This window comes from Actinoplanes sp. NBC_00393, from assembly GCF_036053395.1.
In the GTDB taxonomy this organism is placed as follows: Bacteria; Actinomycetota; Actinomycetes; order Mycobacteriales; family Micromonosporaceae; genus Actinoplanes.
Genome location: NZ_CP107942.1, coordinates 6,689,319 through 6,707,919, shown reverse-complemented (window position 1 = coordinate 6,707,919; position 18,601 = coordinate 6,689,319). Strand labels below are relative to the sequence as shown.

The window sequence follows — 18,601 nt, the reverse complement described above, 5'->3', positions numbered from 1 at the left end:
GTGACAGCATGGGCGGCATGTCGGGACCCTCGGCTGCCGCCCGTGCGCTTGTCGCCGGGGCCTATGACACCCATGTGCACGTCGCTCCGGATGTGATGGAGCGGCGCATCGACGACCTGGATCTGGCCCACCGCTTCGCCGCGGTGGGCCTTTCCGGTTTCGTGCTCAAGTCGCATTACGTGACCACCGCTGAGCGGGCCGCCGTGGTCCGCAAGGCGGTGCCCGGCGTCGACGTGCTCGGCGCGATCACCCTGAACGGCTCGATGGGCGGCATGAACCCGGCCGCCGTGGAAATTGCCGGCCGGCTCGGCGCCCGGATCGTCTGGATGCCGACCGTCGACTCGCGCAATCAGCGCACCAGCACCGCCGGCGATCTGCCCGGGGCGAGACCGGCCATGTGGGGCGCGCTGCAGGCCGACCTACACGCCCAGGGGATCGTGCCGGACATCGTCGAGGTGGTCGGTGCGGACGGGGAGGCGCTGGACAGCGTGCGCCGGGTGCTGCGGGTGGTCGCCCGGCACGACATGGTGCTGGCCACCGGCCATCTCGCGGCCGCCGAGATCGTCGCGGTGGTGCGGGCGGCACGCGACGAGGGGGTACGCCGGATCGTCGTCACCCACCCCGAGTTCACCTCGCAGCGACTGCCGGTGGCCGACCAGCGCCGCCTCGCCGGGATGGGCGCCCTGCTGGAACGCTGCTTCACCACCCCGCACACCGGCAAGGTCGCCTGGGACGACCTGTTCGCCAACATCCGCGCGGTCGGCCCGCAGCATTCGGTGCTCTCCAGCGACCTGGGTCAGCCCTTCAATCCGCCGGTCGAGGACGGCCTCGCCCTGTTCGCCGACCGTCTCCTCGCCGCCGATTTCACCGAGGAGGAGGTGCACACCATGGCGGTGGCCAACTCTCGCGCGCTGGCTCAGTAGAAGTCGCCGGCGACCTTGAGTGCGGCGCCGTTCGCCGAGGTCGCGGTCGCCTCGTAGGTGTCGGCACCGGCGTCACGGCGGTCGGAGAGGTGGGTGTATTTCGCCGTGAACGTGTAGGTGCCCGGCGCGAGGGTGTCGGCCGAGGACAGCACGAACCGGTAGATCAGCGCGCCCGGCTCCTCGGTGACCGAGGTCGAGACGCTGGCGCCGGGTGTCTGTTTGGTCCCGCCGCGAGAGATCAGGCCATCGGTACGGGCTACCCGAACGATCACTTCGAGGGCGGTGAGCTGCTCGGTCGTCTTCAGGGTGAGCACGCTGGCGCGGCCCTCCGGGTCGACCGAACCGTCCGACCAGAGCGGTCCCTGCTCGGCCCGGGGCGTGTCGGCCGGGGCCGGTGGCGACGAAGGTGGCGCGGCGGGCCGGCTGGCAGGCCTCTTCGACCCCGGTGCCCGCGACGCTGGCACCGCCCGGCTGGGCGAGGTCGCCGGGCTGGGCGGAACCGTTGTGCTCGGCGAGGCCGCCGGGCTGGGCGAGGCGGTGGTGGCAGTGGCGGTGGGCGCCGGCTCGGGGTCCGAGCTTCCGGCGAGCGCCCAGTTCGCGATGCCCCCACCAGCGAGAACGGCGACCACCGCGGCGGCTGCGGCGGTCATCCGTACCCGGTGACGGCCCTGGACCGGGCGTGCCGGATCCATGGCGGTCTGCGTGATCCGGTGGAGCATCGCGTCGCGGTCGGGCCGGTGCGTAGCCGCTTCCGCGCGCAGCGCGGAGCGCAATTCGTCGTCGGAGAGCCTCATCGTGCCGCCTCCCACCCGTCGATCCGGCCCACGTGGCTGTCGCCCAGCAGTTCGGCCAGTTGTCTCGCTCCGCGAGAGGTTGCGCTCTTCACCGCGCCGACCGAGATGCCGAGGACGGCGGCGACGTCCTTCTCCGGCAGGTCGAAGGCGTACCGCAGGACCACGCAGGCACGCCGGCGATGCGGCAGCTTGCGCAGGGCGCCGCGCACGTCCAGCACGGCAGGAACATCACTTTCCCGGGTACGCCGTAAGCCCTCGAACGACAGCAGACGTTCCCGGCCGCGGCGCCGGACCCAGTTGCGGGCCAGGTTCATCACGATGCCGTGCCCGTACGCCGCGGGGTCGTCGGCCGCGGTGACCCGGTCCCAGTGCCGCCACACCTCGGTCAGCGCGTCGGCCGCCAGGTCGTCGGCGGCCTCGGCCTCGCCGGTCATCAGGTAGGCCAGCCGGGACAGCGAGGCGTGGTGCTGCTCGAAATACGCGCGGAACGCGTCGTCGTGCATCAGCACCCCTCTCCTTCGGCGAAATGACCGGCCGGACCGCACGACGTTAGAGATCACGGCGGGTTGCAGGCAAGGGCTGGGCGGCCGGTGAGACGTGGATATCAGCCGTGTATCAGACCGTTCACATACTTTCCCGATGGGCAATATTGACGACACTCCATCGAAATGTTCACATTGATCATGGCCCGGAAATCGCTGGTTGCCCATGTCCTGACCGCCGCCGCCTCCATATTCCTCCTGCTCACGCCGGTCGCTCCGGCCCAAGCCGCACTGCCGGCCGCAGCCGTGGCGCTGGGCGACAGTTTCATCAGCGGGGAGGGCGCCGGCGCCTATCAGCCGGTCACCGACGTCAACGGAACGGCTCAGGGCTTCCCGGGCTGGTCCGCGGCGAACTCGAACGCGTACTTCTGTCACCGGTCGGCCAACGCCTCGATCTTCCGGGCCGATCTGCCGGGCATCTCGGCCCGGATCAACCTCGCCTGTTCCGGCGGCCGGCCGTACGACATCGCGTCGGCCTCGAACACCCGGGCCAACGGCCGTCAGGTGGCCGCCCAGATCGATCAGTTGCGAGCGGTCGCGCAGACCCACGACATCGACCTGGTGCTGCTCGGGCTGGGCTCCAACAACAGCTCGTTCACCTTCGGCGACGTGGCGGTGAAGTGCGCGAACCGGTTCATCGCGGACGCCTGGACCGGGTGGTGGGAGTTCTGGGCGTACCTGGGCGGGCCGGTGGAGCAGGAGCCGTGCGCCCCGGACGACCTGGCCACCGCGGCCCAACTGTCAGCGGCCACCGCCGAGACCGTGCAGGCGGTCCGGACCCTGCTCACCGTCCTGGACGAGATCGACACTGACGGCCAGCACCGGGTGGTGTTGCAGGACTACACGAACCCGCTCGCCCCGGACGTGCTGCCCAGCCTGATCGAGGAGGACAGCCGGCAGGACGACCGGGACAAGTTCCGGGCGCTCGGCGCCGAGCGGTACCGGGCCGGCTGCCCGATCCACCGCGCCAGCCTGCCGTCCGGGCACGTCTTCTCGGCCGCGCTCGGTGACCTGGTCGGCTCGGTCCACACCCAGCTCTCGCCGTCGTTCCCGGAGCTCGTCCACCTCAACGTGCAGCGCGCCTTCGACGGCGCCCGGCTCTGCGAGGCGAGCACCAACCCGGCCACCACGCTCGCCACCCCGATCCGGGTGCAGGACGGCACGACCGGCGTCTTCCTGACCGACCTGGCCGGCTACGACAAGATCGCCATCCAGCGGATCGCCAACACCTGCGGCACCTACTACCAGACCTGCCAGGAGTCGTGGCACCCGAGCGCGGCCGGGCACGGCGTCCTCGCCCAGTGCCTCACCGGCGCGGCCGCCACCACCGCCCGCAAGGTGAGCTGCGTCCGCACCGCCGGCGGAACGGTCACCGTCGGCTGACCCCCAGCCGAAAAACCCACTGCTCAAGCCCGGCGGCGGCGTTGGAGGCCTCGCGTGGCTGGTGGCCGCCCCGGGCACGGCGGGACGGCGTGGGTTCGGCGGGACGGGTCGGCCTTGATGCGGCGGATCGACTGGCGGACGTCCTCGGTCAGTCCTCCCGGGGAACCGGGACCGGGGCGACCCGCCAGATCCGGGCCGCGTAGTCCGCGACGGTGCGGTCGGCGGAGAAGAAGCCGCTGTGCGCGGTGTTCAGGATCGACATCCGGGTCCAGGTGTCCGGCTCGCGCCAGACCCGGTCGACCTCGTCCTGGCAGTCGACATAGGAGCGGTAGTCGGCGAGCGTGAGGTACTCGTCCCAGCCGAGCAGGGAGCCGGCCACCTCGTGCCCGACGCCGCCGAACGTCCCGCACTGGATGGCGTCCAGCGCGGCCCGCAGCTCGTCGTCCTTCTCGTAGAGGTCACGCGCCCGGTACTGCCCGCTGTAACGCAGCTCGGCCGCCTGGAACGCGTCCAGTCCGAAGAGGAAGAAGTTGTCCGCGCCGACCCGCGCCCGGATCTCGATGTTCGCCCCGTCCAGCGTGCCGATCGTGAGCGCGCCGTTGAGGGCCAGCTTCATGTTGCCGGTGCCGGACGCCTCCTTGCCGGCCAGCGAGATCTGCTCGCTCAGGTCGGCCGCCGGGACGATGCTCTCGGCGAGCGTCACGTTGTAGTTCTCGGCGAAGACGACTTTGAGGTACGGCGAGACGACCGGATCGGCCGCGATGGTCGCCCCGACCGCGTTGATCAGCCGGATGATGTCCTTGGCCGCGTGGTAGGCCGGGGCCGCCTTGCCGGCGAACAGCACGGTACGCGGCACCCAGTCGGCGCCCGGATCGTTCCGGATCCGGTGGTACATCGTGATGATGTGCAGCAGTTTGAGCTGCTGCCGCTTGTACTCGTGGAACCGCTTGATCATCACGTCGGTGAGCGAGTCCGGGTCGCCGGCGGCCAGGTCGACCTTGTTGGCCCGCTTGATCGCCCGCCACCGCTCCTTGAACGACGCGTCGTCGGCGAGCGCTTCCAGCTCGGCCAGTTTCTCCAGGTCCTTGAGCCAGCCGTCGCCGCCGAGGCCTTCGGTGATCAGATCGGACAGACGCGGGTTGGCGATCTTGATGAACCGGCGGGGCGAGATGCCGTTCGTGACGTTCTGGAACTTGGCCGGCCACAGGTCGGCGAAGTCGTTGAGCACGGTCTCGCGCAGCAGCTTGGAGTGCAGCTCGGCGACGCCGTTGACGGCCTCGGTGCCGACCACCGCGAGGTGGGCCATCCGGACCCGGCGCTCCGGCTCCTCCTGGATGATCGACATGCGCCGGAGCCGGTCGGTGTCGCCCGGGAAGTGGGCCTCGACCTCGCGCAGGAACAGCATGTTGATCAGGTAGATGATTTCCAGGTGGCGGGGGAGCAGCCGCTCGAAGACGTGCACCGGCCAGGTCTCGAGCGCCTCCGGCAGCAGGGTGTGGCACGTGTACGCGAAGGTGCGCCGGGTGATCGACCAGGCCCGGTCCCACTCCAGTTCGTACTCGTCGACGAGCAGGCGCATCAGCTCGGCGATGGCGATCGTCGGGTGCGTGTCGTTGAGCTGGATGACCGTCTTGTCGGCGAAGTCGTCCCAGTCCTCGTTGCGCAGCCGGAACCGGCGGATGATGTCGCGCAGCGAACAGGAGCAGAGGAAATACTGCTGCTTGAGGCGTAGCTCCCGGCCCAGCTCGGTGCTGTCGTCCGGGTAGAGCACCTTGCTGATGTTCTCGGCGCGGACCGCTTCCTGGACCGCCTCCGCGTACTGCCCGGCGGAGAACCGGGACAGGTCGAAGGAGGCCTCGCTGCCCCGGGCCCGCCACAGCCGGACGATGTTCACCGTCTCGGTGCCGTAACCGGGGACCAGCATGTGGCTGGGCTCGCCGAGCACGACCTCGCCGGGCACCCAGCGCTTGCGCGTCTGCGAACCGGGGACCGGCTCGGTGTGGCCGTAGAAACCGACGGTCTGCCGGTCGTCCGGCGCCGGGAACTCCCACGGGTTGCCCTGGAACGCCCAGTCGTCCGGCCCCTCGGCCTGCGCCCCGCCCGCGAGGGACTGCTTGAAGATGCCGAAGTCGTAGCGGATGCCGTAGCCGACCGCCGGGATGTCCCGGGTGGCCATGGCGTCGACCAGGCAGGCGGCGAGCCGGCCCAGGCCGCCGTTGCCCAGGCCCGGCTCGATGTCGAGGTCCTCGAGCTCGTCGAGGGTGAAACCGAGCGCCTTGACCGCCTCGGCAGCGAGCTCGCCGGTGCCCGAGTAGAGCAGGTTCTGTTCGAGCTGGGCACCGAGCAGATACTCCGCCGACAGGTAGTACACCCATCGTGGGTTGCTCGCGTAGTGCGCGGCCGCGGTGCGGGCCCGGCGCTCGGCGAGGCGGTCCCGCACGGTCAGCGACAACGTCTCGTACGCGTCGCGGGGGCTCGCCGATTCGACGGTCGTCCCGCGCCGGTAGAAGAGGTTGCTCAACAGGTCCTGCTGGAACTCATCGGCGGTCCTGCCGAGACGGCGCAGACCGATGCCCTGGCGAAGATCCATGCGGCCCATTCTGCCCGCCGCACGTTTCGGATGGCTGCCGTTCCCGGTTCCGGAAGGCGAAGTCGCGCCCAAAGTCCGAGATCCGACCGGCTCGTCCGGATGTCCGATTACGCCGTTCGGCATAGGTCAACCCCGCATTCGCCCCGGTCCCGGGTCGGGTCCTCGGTGGAGCTTCGCCGATCGATCCGCGACGCCCACGAGTTCGGCCCGGGAATGGATGTCGAGCTTCTGGTACGCGTGCGCCAGATGCGTCTCCACGGTGCGCCGGCTCAACGTCAGCCGTTCGGAGATCTGGCGATTCGTCAGGCCGTTCGTGGCCAGGCGGACCACCTGCCGTTCCGCATCGGTCAGCGCGTCCACCCCGTGCTGTGCGGTCCGGCGCGGGCGGGCGCCGGCGGCGTGCAGCTCGGCCAGGGCCCGCCCGGCGAGCCGAGCCGCGCCGCCGGCATCGGCTATTTCGAGAGCCGCGCGCAACGGTTTCCTCGCCTCGGCACCACGATGGGTACGGCGAAGCGCCGCCCCGAGGTCGTGCAGGGCGTACGCGTGTTGCAGCCGGTTGGGTGTGCCCGCCGTCGCCCGGACCGCCTGATCGAGCCGGTCGATCCGTTCGATCCCGGTGGTGACCAGCGCGGATGCCCGCAAGGCCGCGCCCAATGCCTCCGGGGCACCGGTCCGCAGTGCCGAGGCGAGGTACTCGTCGGCCGTGCGGCCCGCTTCCTCGGGCCGGTTCAGAGCGAGGTACGCGCGGACGGCGCCGGCCGGCCACGAGACCAGCGTGGGATGGGTGATGTCCAGTTCCACCCAGCGGGCGGCGGCGTTGCGCAGGTCGGCGAGGGCTTTCGCGGGCTGTTGCTGGGCCAGCCTCAAGCGGGCTCGGCTCTGCAGGAACATCGGGGCGGTCAGGGCATGCGGTGGCGGTTCGGCGTCGGCCCCGGCCGCAGTGCCGCCCCCGGCCGCAGTGCCGCCCCCGGCCGCCGTGGCGCCCCCGGCCGCCGTGCCGGCTACGGCTTCGGCTTCGTCAAGCCGGTCGGCCTCGACCAGTGCCTCGACGAGCGGGGCGAGAGCCCAGAGGACGGCGGCGGCCGGCGTCGTACCCGTCTCGATCTTGAAATTCAGTGCGGCCCGGGCGTCCGTCACGGCCGCGCCGATCGCGCCGGCCGGGACCAGGGCCAGCGCCCGTAGAAAGCGGCCGTGCGCCACCGTGCTGGGCCAGCCCCGCGCCTGACCGTCAGCGATCATCGCGTCGGCCAGGGCACGCGCGTGATCCAGATGCCCACCGGCGGTCAGCATGATGGCGGTGGCCGTGGGCAGCAGAGAATCGGTCTCGGCAGCCAGGGCGCCGCTGTCGAGCAGGGGAGCGAGCAGCGTCAGGCACTCAGCAGGCGGATGACCGGAAAAGGTCGCCTCGGAGGCCGCAGCGACCCGCCAGAGCTCGCCCTCCCCGCCGGGCCGATGCTCGCCGCGGAGCTTCCCGCCGGGCCGATGCTCGCCGCGGAGCTTCCCGCCGGGCCGATGCTCGCCGCGCGGCTTCGCGCCGCGCCCCGTGACGGCCGGGGACTCACCGGCGGACGACGCTTGCCGGGCGAGGGCCAGGGCGCCGGCCGCCGGGCGGGTGCGGCTGTCGGTCCAGGCGTTGGCGGTCCACTCGGCCTCGATCCGGGCCAGAGTGGACGGTGGGACGTCGCCGGGCTCGTCCATGATCAGCCGGTAGAGGTCCATCGCGGCCGGTTGATCACCGGTCAAGGCCAGCGCGCGGCCGCATCGCAGGGCGGCGTCGGCCCGGTCGGCGGGTGTGTCGATGCCGGCCACCAGGCGTCGCGCCAGTTCGGTGGCGCCGGCCTGCCGCCCGGCCGCGAGGGCCAGCGCCAGGTCCAGCCGGATCGCGGTGTCGGCAGCGCGGTCGGCCGGCGGCTCGTCCAGGGCCCGGCGCAGAAAGGTCACCGCCACCTCGGGCGCGCCGCGCGAGGTCGCATGCCGGGCGGCGGCCTGCAGCAGCGCGGTCGCGAAGGCGTCACCGGCCGGCTCAGCATGCAGGAGATGTAGGGCCGCGCGTTCCGGGTCATTTGCGGCGAGGCCGGGACCGGTGCCGAGAGGGCCGGGGGTGTTGTCGGGCGGGCCGGTGCCAAGGCCGGGACCGTTGTCGGGCGGGCCGGTGCCAAGGCCGGGACCGTTGTCGGGCGGGCCGGTGCCAAGGCCGGGACCGTTGTCGGGCGGGCCGGGGGCAGGGCCGTTGACGGGCGAGTCGCTCTCAGGGAAGCCTTCGGCGGCCAGCAGGCGGGCAGCGCGGGCATGCTGGAGGCCGCGCAATCCCGCGCCCATGCCGTCGTACAGGGCGGCTGCCACGATCGGATGGGCGAGCATCGGCGCCGGGTCCGGGCTGAGCAGGCCGGACGTACGCATGGTGTCGCTCAGGACGGCCGCGCGGGCCGTGCTGAGGCCGGCGAGTGCCGCCGCGTGCCGCAGGGTGGCGGCCGGGCCCAGCACGGCGAGGGCCCACGCCAGCTCTCGGGCGCCGTCCGGCAAACGCCGCAGGTGCTGCTCGACCCAGCGGTTGATCCGGTCCGGGCCCGCCGTGCCCAGCCACGGCACCGCATCGTCGTCCGGGGTGATGCCCGCGGCGCGTACCTCGGAGAGCAACGTCGTCAGCAGGAACGGATTGCCACCGGTGCTGGTGTGGCACGCGCGGGCGAAGCCCGGCGTCGCTGTGGGCAGCGCGGACCGAACCAGCGCGGCCGCCGCGGCCGGATCGAGCGGCTGCGGCCGCACCACGGACGCGGCCGCGGTCAGTTCGCCGAGGATGCGCGGATCGAAAACCGGCTCCCCGGTACGCGTGGCCAGCACCACCACCAGCGGCATCTCGTCGATCCGCCGGGCCACCCCGACCAGCCACCGCAGCGACGGCAGATCGGCCCAGTGCACGTCGTCGACGCAGAGCACCGCCGGACCCCGCGCCGCGTGGTTGGCGGTGAGCCAGAAGAGGCCGTGCGCGGCGGCGTGCATCGCCTCCACGTTGTGACCGGGCGCGGGCGGCTCGGTGGTGAGCACCCGCTCGGCGAGCTCGGCCGGTCCGCGGCAGATCGCCGCCCAGGCCGCGGTGGCCCGAACCGGAGCGAACAGCTGACGGGCGATCCCGAACGCGAAGTCCTGCTCGAGCGGGTTCCCCCGGGCGCGCAGCACCGTCATACCGCGACGGCCGGCCTCCGCGGCGGCGGCGTCGAGCAGGGTGGTCTTGCCGATCCCGGCGGGGCCCTCGACCACCACGACACTGCCGGTACCGGCGCCGGCTGCGGCCAGGTGCTGCGACAGCACCGCGAGCCCGCTCATCTGCACCCCCGGCGAAAACCTCAGTACGGCTTCCACGATGAGCGTGTCCGGCGCCCGGGGCCAGTCTGGCGACACAACCTGACAGCCGGGAGGAACGATGACCACCACCGAGGGGTACGTGCTGGGGCGTACCGATGCCGAGTACGAGCGACTGCGCGCACAGGCACGCGTCTGGGAGCAGGCCACGGCGACCCTGCTGGACCGGGTCGGTCTGGCCGCCGGGGCGCGCTGCCTGGACGTGGGCTGCGGGCCGGGCGAGACGATGCGGCTGATGGCCGAGCGGGCCGGTCCGGGCGGCACGGTCGTCGGGATGGACATCGACGCCGCAGTGGGCGCATCCGCCGTCGCCATGTTGCACGCTGCGGGACACCGGCAGTGCACGTTCGTGGCCGGGGACGCCACCCGCGACGATCCACCGGCGGGCGGGTACGACCTGGTCTTCGCCCGTCTGCTGCTGCTCCACCTCACCGAACCGGTGGCGGCGCTGCGCCGGATGTGGCAGTGGGTCGCGCCGGGTGGGCACCTCGTCGTGCAGGACTACGACATGCGTACGGTCGACGTCGACCCGCCACTGCCGGTGGTGGCCGAGTGGCGCCGGGTCTTCCTCGGCACGTTCACCGCGGCCGGCCGCGACATCCGCCTCGGGCACCGGCTGCCGCACCTGTTCGCCGAGGCGGGACTGGGCGCGCCGGACGGCATCGAGGTCACCGGCCGGATGGAGCCGCTACGTGCCGCCGGTGGGATGCTCGCCGCCACCTATCGCAGCGTCGCACCGGCTGCGGTCTCGCTGGGCATCGTCACCGAGCCGGAACGGGACGCGTGGCTGTCCGGCATGGAACGCGCCATGACCGAGCACGGCGACCACACCGCGATGTGGCCGCTCCTGATCGGCGTGCACAAGCAACGCGGATGACACACTCCTCGCGTGCTGGAACTGTTGCTGCCGTCGTCGGTGGTCACCGCCGAGGCGTACGCCGACGACGACACCGAACTGTGCTTCCCGGGCGAGGAGGACCTGGTCGCCACCGCGGTCGTGGGACGGCGCCGGGAGTTCGTCACCGCACGGCGGTTGGCCCGGGATGCCCTCGCCGTTCTCGGGCACCCGCCGGTGGCGATCCGGCCCGGGCCCCGCCGGGAACCGGTCTGGCCGGACGGGTTGGCGGGGAGCATCACCCACTGCAGCGGGTATCGGGGTGCGGCTGTCGCGCGTACCGATGAGGTGGTGAGCCTGGGAATCGATGCGGAACCGCACGCACCGCTGCCGCCGCGCGTGCTCGGCGCGGTGACCGCGCCGGGCGACGCCGAGCACCTGGCCGGGCTGGCGCGTGCCGAGCCGGCGGTGCATTGGGACCGGTTGCTGTTCAGCGCCAAGGAGTCCATCTACAAGGCCTGGTATCCACTCACCCAGCGCTGGCTGGGCTTCAGCGACGCGAGGCTCACCCTGCAACCGCAGATGGGTACGTTCACCGCGCACATCCTGATCGACGGCACCCGGCTCGACGGCGGGCCGCCGCTCACCAGCCTGCACGGCCGATACCTGATCGAGAACGGTCTGGTGGTGACCGCGGTGTGGGTCGTCTGAGAAACGACCCGGTGTGCCGAGACCGAGGAAGTGCCGGCACACCGGGAAGGTAAGGGTAGCCTAACCTATCAACGGCACAGCGGGGAGACCTCAGTGTTTTCGGTCCGGCTGAGCGGCACCGCGATCTGACACAGACGGTGTACGGCCACCGCCGGATCCAACGACCAGACGCCGACCTGGGTGTCGGTGCCGCCACTGGCAAGCAGAGCACCATCCGGCGAGAACGCCAGCGCCGCCACCGTGTTGGTGTGCCCCTGCAGGGTCGCCGTCATCCGGTGGCTGCGGGCGTCCCAGAGCTGGACCGGGCCGCCGGCATCGGTGGTCGCCAGCGTTCGCCCGTCCGGTGAGAAGGCGATGCGATCGACCTGACCCGGTCGAAGGTCCGACTCCCAGCGCACCGCGGACCCGTCGGCAGTGCGGATCTCCATCCGTCGGTTGGTTCCGGCGACCGCGATGGACTGCCCGTCCGGCGAGACGGCCAGGTCCAGCGCCTGGTGATCCCCCAGGCCGAAACTTCCCAGCGAGCTCAGGTCAGAGGTGCGCCAGGAGCGAAGCTCGGAGCGGACACTCGCGAGGTTGGTCACCTCGTCGATCTTGCTGGTCGTGGCCGCGGCGTGCAGCGTGGTGCCGTCGGCGGAGAAGGCGATCGCATACGCGGTGTCGAAGCCAAGCGCGATGCTGCCCCGGAAGCGTCGTTGCCGGACGTCGTAGATTTCGACCGAGGACTTCACCGTCTCGGGAGGGTCTTCGACGGCGGCCCCGACCGAAACCGCAAGCAGGCTTCCGTCCCGGGAGACGGCGACATCCTTCGGCTCGGCGACGAGCTTCGCCGAAGCCTGTCGCCGCCCGGCACCGTCCCAGATCTCCAGAGTTCTGGCGAAGGTGGCGACGCCGAGCACATCGTCCGCCGCGTAGCCGATCCCGCTGACCATGCCGGCCGGGCGGAACGAGGTGATCAACTCTCGCGTGGTGGTGTCCCAGATGCGTACCTCGTCATCCATGCCTCCGGAGGCAAGTCGGCGGCCGTCCGGCGAGAACGCGGCGTCGTAAACGGGGCCGTCAGTGTTCAGCATGTTGATCACCCGGCGGTAGACCACGGTCGGCGCGTCCGGCGCGGTGACCACGACGACCTGACCGTTCGCCGACGCGGCACCCGCGCCGAAGCTGGCCTGCCCGGTGTTCAGCGAGCCGGTGACGTCGCTGGTGAGTGACCACAATGTGGCGGTGCGCCGAATGCCATTGGTGATCACCATCCCGTCGGGGGTCACGGTGATGGGCCGCGGCGGGGGAGTCGACTCGGTGCCGGGCGTGATGTCTCGCAGCCGCCGGCCGGACGGAACCGCCCATTGCGCCAGCTTTCCCTCGTTGTCCTCGGTGAGCCGGATCGTGACCAGAGTCCCGTCCGGAGCGAACGCCAGTTGCCGCGCCTCCGGAACGGTCATCGCCAGGACCCCGTCGTCCAGCCCCCAGACCTGGGCGCCCCCGTCAGCGCCGATCTCCGCGACGAAACGGCCGTCGGGACTCACCGCGACATCCATCGCGGTGGTGGGCCCGGCCCGGAACAGCGGGCTAAGCTCTCCGGTCTCTGCCTCCCATCGGCCGAGCGGCAGCCCGTTCATCACCCGAGCGGCCACCACTGCCGTTGTGCCCGGCACCCAGGCCGCCGCACCGACGGCCGGTAGCGTGCGCACCAACCGACCGGTTGTCGCATCCCAGATCTTGACGCCGTGTTCGGCCATCAAGCCGCTGGCCAGAAACCGGCCGTCCGGCGAGAACGCCACGGTGATCACCTGGTCGGCCTTCGGGTAGGCCATCCGCTCGCCGATCTTGGTGAGCGTGTCGGTGTCCCAGAGTTGGACCGTGCCGTCGGAGTTACCCACCGCGATCCGCTTGCCATCCGGGCTGACTGCCGCTGACCAGCCGCCCGGCTCGTCGCCGAGCCGGCCCGCGAAGCGCACCATCTGGGCGGAGAGCAGGGCACTACGCGCCTCGGTCGTCTGTCCGCTCTGCCAGGCATCGAGCGACTTGCCCACGGCGGCGGCCTCGTCATCGGCGGCGAGCGCACCCATCGCCTCGGCCGCTGCCTGGCGCGACACGGCTGCGCGGCGGTTCGCCTCGGCCTCCTCGCGCTGGTCCAGGGCGACCAGCCCACCCCCGACCGCCAGCAGCAGAGCCACCCCGAGCCCTGCCACCAGCTGCCGCAACCGTCGCGTCCCACGCCGCCGGGCTTCCTCCTCCTGCTCGGCCGCTGCCCACCCGGCCGCCAGGTATTCACCGACCACCGGTGGCACGCCTTCGCCGTCCGGCACCCGTTCCCGCGCGGCCAGCAACCGTGAACCCCGCAGCAGCAGATCCGGATCGCGGCCGGACCGCGACCAGTCCTCCGCGGCCGAGGTCACCTGCTGGCGCAGCAGCAGGTCCTCGCGCGCCTCGGCGAGCCACCCGGCCAGCCGGGGCCAGCTGGTCAGCAGCGCCTCGTGGCTGATCTCCACGGTTTCCGTGCCGACCGTCACGAGTCGTGCCTTCACCAGCCTTCGCAGCACGCGCGAGTCGGCAGCGGCCCGCTCGCCGCGGCGCCGGACGACCGTACCGTTGCTGGTGACCGTGACCAGGGCGAGCAGTGCCGACCGCAACCGTTCGCGATCCTCGGCGCTCAGCTCCACATAGATCTTCTCGGCGGTCTCCGCGACGGCGTGCCGGATGCCGCCGGTCGCCTGGTACGCCCCGACGGTCAGCCGGGCGCCCTCCCGCCGGTCCCAGGTGGCCCGGAGTGCGTGGGCGAGCAGCGGCAGAGCGCCCGGCTCGTAGCCGTCCCGGCCGTCGGCGCCGAGGTCTCGCAGCAGCAGGTCGGGCAGGCCCGGTTCGACGCTGAGCCCGGCCTGTTCGGCCGGCTCGACGACGGCGCGGCGGATCGCGTCGGCGTCGAGCGGGCCGAGGACGACGTGCCCGGCGGCCAGCACCTTCGCCAGCGGAGGCAGCTCGACGCACGCCGGATAGAAGTCGGAGCGGACCGCGATCACCACGAGCGCCGGGGCGGCGTTGGTCAGCGCGGTCACGTAGGCGAGGCGCTCGGCCGGGTCGGGGCACTGGGTGAACAGCTCCTCGAACTGGTCGACGACGATCACCGGGCGGCGGCCCTCGGCGGCGGCTTTCGCGGCCAGGTCACCCAGCCCGTACGGTTCCCTGCCGTCCACATCGGCCACCGACCGCAGTCGCCGCTCCAGGTCAGCGAGTGGGCGTACCCCCGGGTTGGTCAGAATCCACGGCCATGCCGCCGCCTCTGTGCCCAGCGTGCCTCCGGCGATACCGGGCAGCAGACCGGCCCGGACCAGCGAGGACTTGCCGGCGCCGGAGACCCCGGTGATGATCAGCGGCGGACCGCCGACGGCCTGCTCGGCGAGGCGCCCCAGCAGCTCGGCCACCTGCGGCTCGCGGCCGCGGAACCAGGGCGCGTCCTCGGGCTGGAAACTGGCCAGACCCGGGTACGGCGGGACCGCGCCGGGCGGCACCTCGGCGGGCACCGGGTCGTCGGGCGGCAGTTGTTCCCGGGTGAAGGCGTACAGGTGACGGCGTACCTCGTTCAGCTGCTGATGCAGCGACAGACTCTGCTGCGCGAGCTGCTGACGCAGGCCGTCCACACTCTGCTGCACGTCGGTGAGCATCCAGCGCAGCTCGCTGACGCCCAGCCCCAGCTCCTGGAACGCGCTTTCCAGAGTGTGCCGCAGCTCCTCGTCAGTAACGGCGGCCTCGGAGATCGCCGTGCCGACCGCGTCCACCTCGCGCAGCACCTGCGAGATCTCCTCGTGCAGCGCGCGGCCCTGGTCGCCGGCGGCGGCCAGCCGGGGGAGCAGGTCGGCGGCGATCGCGTCGCGCCACTGCTCCTCGCTCGGCTTCTCGTCGTCCGCCCGCAGCTTGCGGGCCGTGCCGGCCAGCGCGTCCGACAGGAAGTTGCTGCCCACGCCGCCGAGCTGGTCCAGCGCGGCGGTGAACTCCGCGGAGGCGCCGAGGCCGGCGCCGGCGATCGGCGCGACCGCCGAGGCGGTCAGAAAGGCCAAGATGGCGTACGGGCTGGCCGACCGGACCCGCGCCCTGGTGCGCCGGCCGGCGTCGCGCACCCACGCGCGTACGCCGGCACGGGCCCGCTCGGCGGCTTGTTCGGGATCCGGTTCGCGCAACGTCGGCCGTCCTTCGTGGACATCGATACGCTTCGGCGTTTCATCATGGCACTGGCGGGCTACCGGACTGCGGAGATGGCGCTCCTCTTCTAGGGTGGGGGCGTGCTCGATGCGCTGAGTGACCCAGCACCTACGGAACGTATTGATGCGGCTCGGCGATCGATCGCCTGGTGGCCGGTCGGGCTGATCGCGGCGGCCACGACGTTACTGCTGCTCGGCACCGCCAACCGGTACGGCTACCACCGCGACGAGCTCTACTTCCGCCTGCTCGGCGAGCATCCGCAGTGGGGGTACACCGACCAGCCGCCGTTCACCCCGCTGCTCGCCCGTCTCGGCATCGAGCTCTTCGGCGACACCGTGTGGGCGATGCGCGTACCGTTCGCGATCCTTCTCGGACTGACCGCGATCGTCGCCGCCATGATCGCCCGCGAGCTGAACGGCGGACCCGCCGCACAGTCCCTCGCCGCCGTCGGCGTTTTCAGCGCCGGCCCGCTCTCCGCCGCGCACGTCAGCTCGACCGCCGCCCCCGACCTGCTGGTCTGGCTCGGCGTGAGCTACTTCGTGATCCGCGCCCTGCTCGCCGGCCGGGAACGCGCCTGGATCGGCGCCGGCCTGGTCACCGGGCTCGGCCTCTACAACAAACACCTCGTGGTGCTCCTGCTGCTCTGCATCGCCGCCGGCCTGCTCTGGCTCGGCCCGCGGCACGTGCTGCAGTCCCGCTGGCTGTGGGCCGGCGCCGGCGTCGCCCTCCTGATCGGCCTGCCCAACCTGATCTACCAGGTGGCCAACGGCTTCCCGCAGGCCGACATGGCCGCCGCCATCGCCGAGAACAAGGGCACCGAGTCCCGCGTCCTGCTGCTCCCGCTCCAGTTCGTGCTGCTCATGCTGCCGCCGGTGTGGATCGCGGGCATCGTCACCCTGCTCCGCGACCCCCGGCTGCGCCCGCTGCGTGCCCTGGCAGTCGCCTACCCGCTGATGCTCGTCCTGGTCCTGGTGATCGCCGGCCAGCCCTACTACCCGGTCGGCCTGCTCTACGCCCTCTTCGCGATCGGCGCCGTACCCACCGCACGCTGGGCTTTCGGCCACCGCCCCCGCCAGGCGCTGCTCGCCGTCGGCGTCACCCTCTCGGTCGCCATGGGCATCGTCTCCGCACTCCCCGTCATCCCCGAACGCAGCCTCGCCGGCAACCCGGCAGTCGCCGCCAACCAGACGATCGCCGACCAGATCGGCTGGCGCGAATACGTCTGGCAGATAGCCGGCGTCCACAACGAACTGTCCCCAGCTGATCAGGATCGGGCAGTCCTGTTCACCGGCAACTACGGCGAAGCCGGCGCCCTGGACCGCTACGGCGCCCAGTTCGGCCTGCCGCCGGTCTACAGCGGCCACAACGAGCTGCACAACTTCGGCCCGCCGCCGGAAGGAAAAACCGTGGTGGTCGCGGTCCTGCAGGCCCCGCTGCCGCGGGCCGCGGCCCTCTTCGGCGCCTGCCAGCAGAAGGCCACGCTGCACAACTCGCTCGGCGTGGAGAACGAGGAACTGGAGGCTCGGATCTACGTGTGCCGAACCAGCGAGCCGTGGGCCGCCATCTGGCCACGCACCCAGCATTACGACTGACCAGTACGACCTGCGCCGCCCACTTCCCACCCACGAAGCGACCCGGCCACCCACTCCAGGCAGCGCCCCCGCCGGGCTCACCCAGGGCCCCGCGCACCCCGCCGGGCTCACCCAGGGCCTCGCGCACCCCCTGCCGGGCCACCAGCGCCGCCCGCTGTGCTCGCCCGCGGCTTCCCTGGGCTCCCGCGCTCGCGGGTTTTGCGGCCCGCGAGGTTGCTGCCGCCGCCGGGCTCACCCACGGCCTCGCGTAATCGCCGCTCACCGCCCAAGCACAGACCCCTCCCGTCAGTCACTCACCAGCCCACCGGGGGCGCTGCCCGGCGAACGACCCTGGGAGTCGGGCCTGGCCTGCCTGCTGCCGGGCTGACCGTGAGCGCAGCCTCCCTGGCCGGGAGACGACCGTGAGTGCCAGCTGGGCGGCTCGGCTGACGGTGGGTGTTGCTTCCGGTGGTTGGAGGCAGCGTTGGGGGTCAGCTGGGCGGCTCGGCTGACTTCGGGCTGAGCTGACCCCGCCCCGGCTGACTGTGAGGGCTGCTTCGGCGGCCGGGAAACGACCGTGGGGCTCAGCTGGGCTTGTCCGGCTGACTGTGGGTGTTGGTTCCGGCGGTGGGAAACGACCGTGGGGGTCAGCTGGGCTTGTCCGGCTGACTGTGGGTGTTGGTTCCGGCGGTGGGAAACGACCGTGGGGGTCAGCTGGGGTTGATCTTGAAGGGTGCGGCGCGGGGAGGGGGGCGGCGGAAGGGTTGCAGGGGTGGCTTCTACGTTGCGGGGCGTAGGTGGGGGGTCGACTGGGGGCGGATGTGGGGGAGGCCGGGTGGCGTGAGGGTTGGGGGTATGACTGAGCGGGCGTTTCGGTTCGGGGTGGTTGCGGGGGTGGCGCATTCCGGGGCTGAGTGGGTGGGTGTCGCGCGGAAGGCTGAGGGGCTCGGGTATGACGCGTTGCTCGTACCGGACACGCTTTTCACGCTGGCGCCGTTTGCGGCGCTTGCCTCGGCAGCTACGGCGACCACCGCATTGCGTGTGGGGACCTATGTGCTGAGCGCGCCCAATCGGGCGCCTGCGCAGGTGGCGTGGGAAGCCAGGAGCCTGCAGACGCTCAGTGATGGCCGCCTGGAGCTCGGTGTCGGTGGTGGGCGGCCGTCGGGTGAGGCGGATGCGGTTGCGCTCGGCGGGGAGTTCGGCACGCCGGGGGAGCGGCTGCGCAGGGTTGCGGAGACCATCCGGGCGGTTCGGGAACTGCCTGCGCCGCCGCCTGTGCTGGTGGCTGCTTCGAAGCCGGGCATGTTGCGGCTGGCTGCTGAGCAGGCTGACATCGTGACGTTCGGGTTGCCGCCGGGTACGCCGTTCGGTGAGTTGGCTCGTGCGGCCGCAAGGTTCCGTGAGCTGGCGGGGGACCGGGCGGATGCGGTTGAGCTGCAGTTCAACGTGGCGGCGGTGGCCGGGAGTGTGGACGCGCTGCCGTACTGGGTGTCGCGGCAGGTTGGTGGTGACGCCCGTGCGATGGCTGCGGCCGGGGGCGCGAGTTTTCTGATCGGTGATCCTGATCGGATTGCTGAGGAGCTTCTGCGGCGGCGGGCTGAGGCCGGGTTCTCCTATGTTGCGATCAACGCCATGTTCATGGAGGAGTTCGAGCCGGTGGTGGCTCGTCTGCGCGCAGTGGCCCGGGCCGGCTGA

The 18,601-nt window shown here is 71.9% G+C and carries 11 protein-coding genes; 6 read left to right on the top strand and 5 right to left on the bottom strand.

Annotated elements, in window-relative coordinates; translation table 11 throughout:
- The first annotated feature begins 17 nt into the window (after nt 1-17).
- Nucleotides 18-923, top strand: a complete 906-nt coding sequence (locus OHA21_RS31030) for a DUF6282 family protein (RefSeq protein ID WP_328460889.1) — start codon at nt 18-20, stop codon at nt 921-923.
- On the opposite strand, the gene OHA21_RS31025 is transcribed toward OHA21_RS31030, so the two are convergent.
- Both OHA21_RS31025 and OHA21_RS31020 read right to left on the bottom strand, forming a co-directional pair.
- A complete protein-coding gene (locus OHA21_RS31025) occupies nt 917-1,717 on the bottom strand; it encodes a hypothetical protein (protein ID WP_328460887.1) in 801 nt (266 codons plus the stop codon). The two genes, OHA21_RS31030 and OHA21_RS31025, sit on opposite strands and share 7 nt — an antisense overlap.
- Nucleotides 1,714-2,220, bottom strand: a complete 507-nt coding sequence (locus tag OHA21_RS31020; protein WP_328478633.1) for a SigE family RNA polymerase sigma factor — start codon at nt 2,218-2,220, stop codon at nt 1,714-1,716. Before OHA21_RS31020 ends, OHA21_RS31025 begins: the two co-directional genes overlap by 4 nt.
- 165 nt (nt 2,221-2,385) lie before the next feature.
- Between OHA21_RS31020 and OHA21_RS31015 the strand changes: the two genes are divergently transcribed.
- The gene (locus tag OHA21_RS31015; protein ID WP_442874919.1) at nt 2,386-3,642 is read left to right on the top strand and encodes a hypothetical protein; all 1,257 of its coding nucleotides are present in this window, start codon (nt 2,386-2,388) and stop codon (nt 3,640-3,642) included.
- 148 nt (nt 3,643-3,790) lie between these two features.
- Here OHA21_RS31015 and OHA21_RS31010 read toward each other — a convergent pair whose 3' ends face one another.
- Together OHA21_RS31010 and OHA21_RS31005 are read right to left on the bottom strand one after the other, a co-directional pair.
- Nucleotides 3,791-6,232: a glycogen/starch/alpha-glucan phosphorylase gene (locus OHA21_RS31010; protein ID WP_328460885.1), complete on the bottom strand. Its 2,442-nt coding sequence runs from the start codon at nt 6,230-6,232 to the stop codon at nt 3,791-3,793.
- Between the two features lie 126 nt (nt 6,233-6,358).
- Nucleotides 6,359-9,556, bottom strand: coding sequence for a helix-turn-helix transcriptional regulator (locus OHA21_RS31005; protein ID WP_328460883.1), 3,198 nt, complete (start codon nt 9,554-9,556; stop codon nt 6,359-6,361).
- 97 nt (nt 9,557-9,653) lie between these two features.
- On the opposite strand from OHA21_RS31005, the gene OHA21_RS31000 reads away from it, so the two are divergent.
- Together OHA21_RS31000 and OHA21_RS30995 are read left to right on the top strand one after the other, a co-directional pair.
- Nucleotides 9,654-10,469, top strand: coding sequence for a methyltransferase domain-containing protein (locus tag OHA21_RS31000; protein ID WP_328460881.1), 816 nt, complete (start codon nt 9,654-9,656; stop codon nt 10,467-10,469).
- A gap of 12 nt (nt 10,470-10,481) precedes the next feature.
- Nucleotides 10,482-11,138 (top strand): 4'-phosphopantetheinyl transferase family protein, encoded by a 657-nt coding sequence (locus tag OHA21_RS30995; protein WP_328460879.1) that lies wholly within the window; start codon nt 10,482-10,484, stop codon nt 11,136-11,138.
- A gap of 68 nt (nt 11,139-11,206) precedes the next feature.
- On the opposite strand, the gene OHA21_RS30990 is transcribed toward OHA21_RS30995, so the two are convergent.
- Nucleotides 11,207-15,313: an AAA family ATPase gene (locus tag OHA21_RS30990; protein ID WP_328460877.1), complete on the bottom strand. Its 4,107-nt coding sequence runs from the start codon at nt 15,311-15,313 to the stop codon at nt 11,207-11,209.
- A 102-nt stretch (nt 15,314-15,415) separates the two neighbouring features.
- Between OHA21_RS30990 and OHA21_RS30985 the strand changes: the two genes are divergently transcribed.
- Together OHA21_RS30985 and OHA21_RS30980 are read left to right on the top strand one after the other, a co-directional pair.
- Entirely contained in the window at nt 15,416-16,927 is a 1,512-nt protein-coding gene (locus OHA21_RS30985) for a glycosyltransferase family 39 protein (protein ID WP_328460875.1), read from the top strand.
- Between the two features lie 834 nt (nt 16,928-17,761).
- Nucleotides 17,762-18,601: an LLM class flavin-dependent oxidoreductase gene (locus OHA21_RS30980; RefSeq protein ID WP_328460873.1), complete on the top strand. Its 840-nt coding sequence runs from the start codon at nt 17,762-17,764 to the stop codon at nt 18,599-18,601.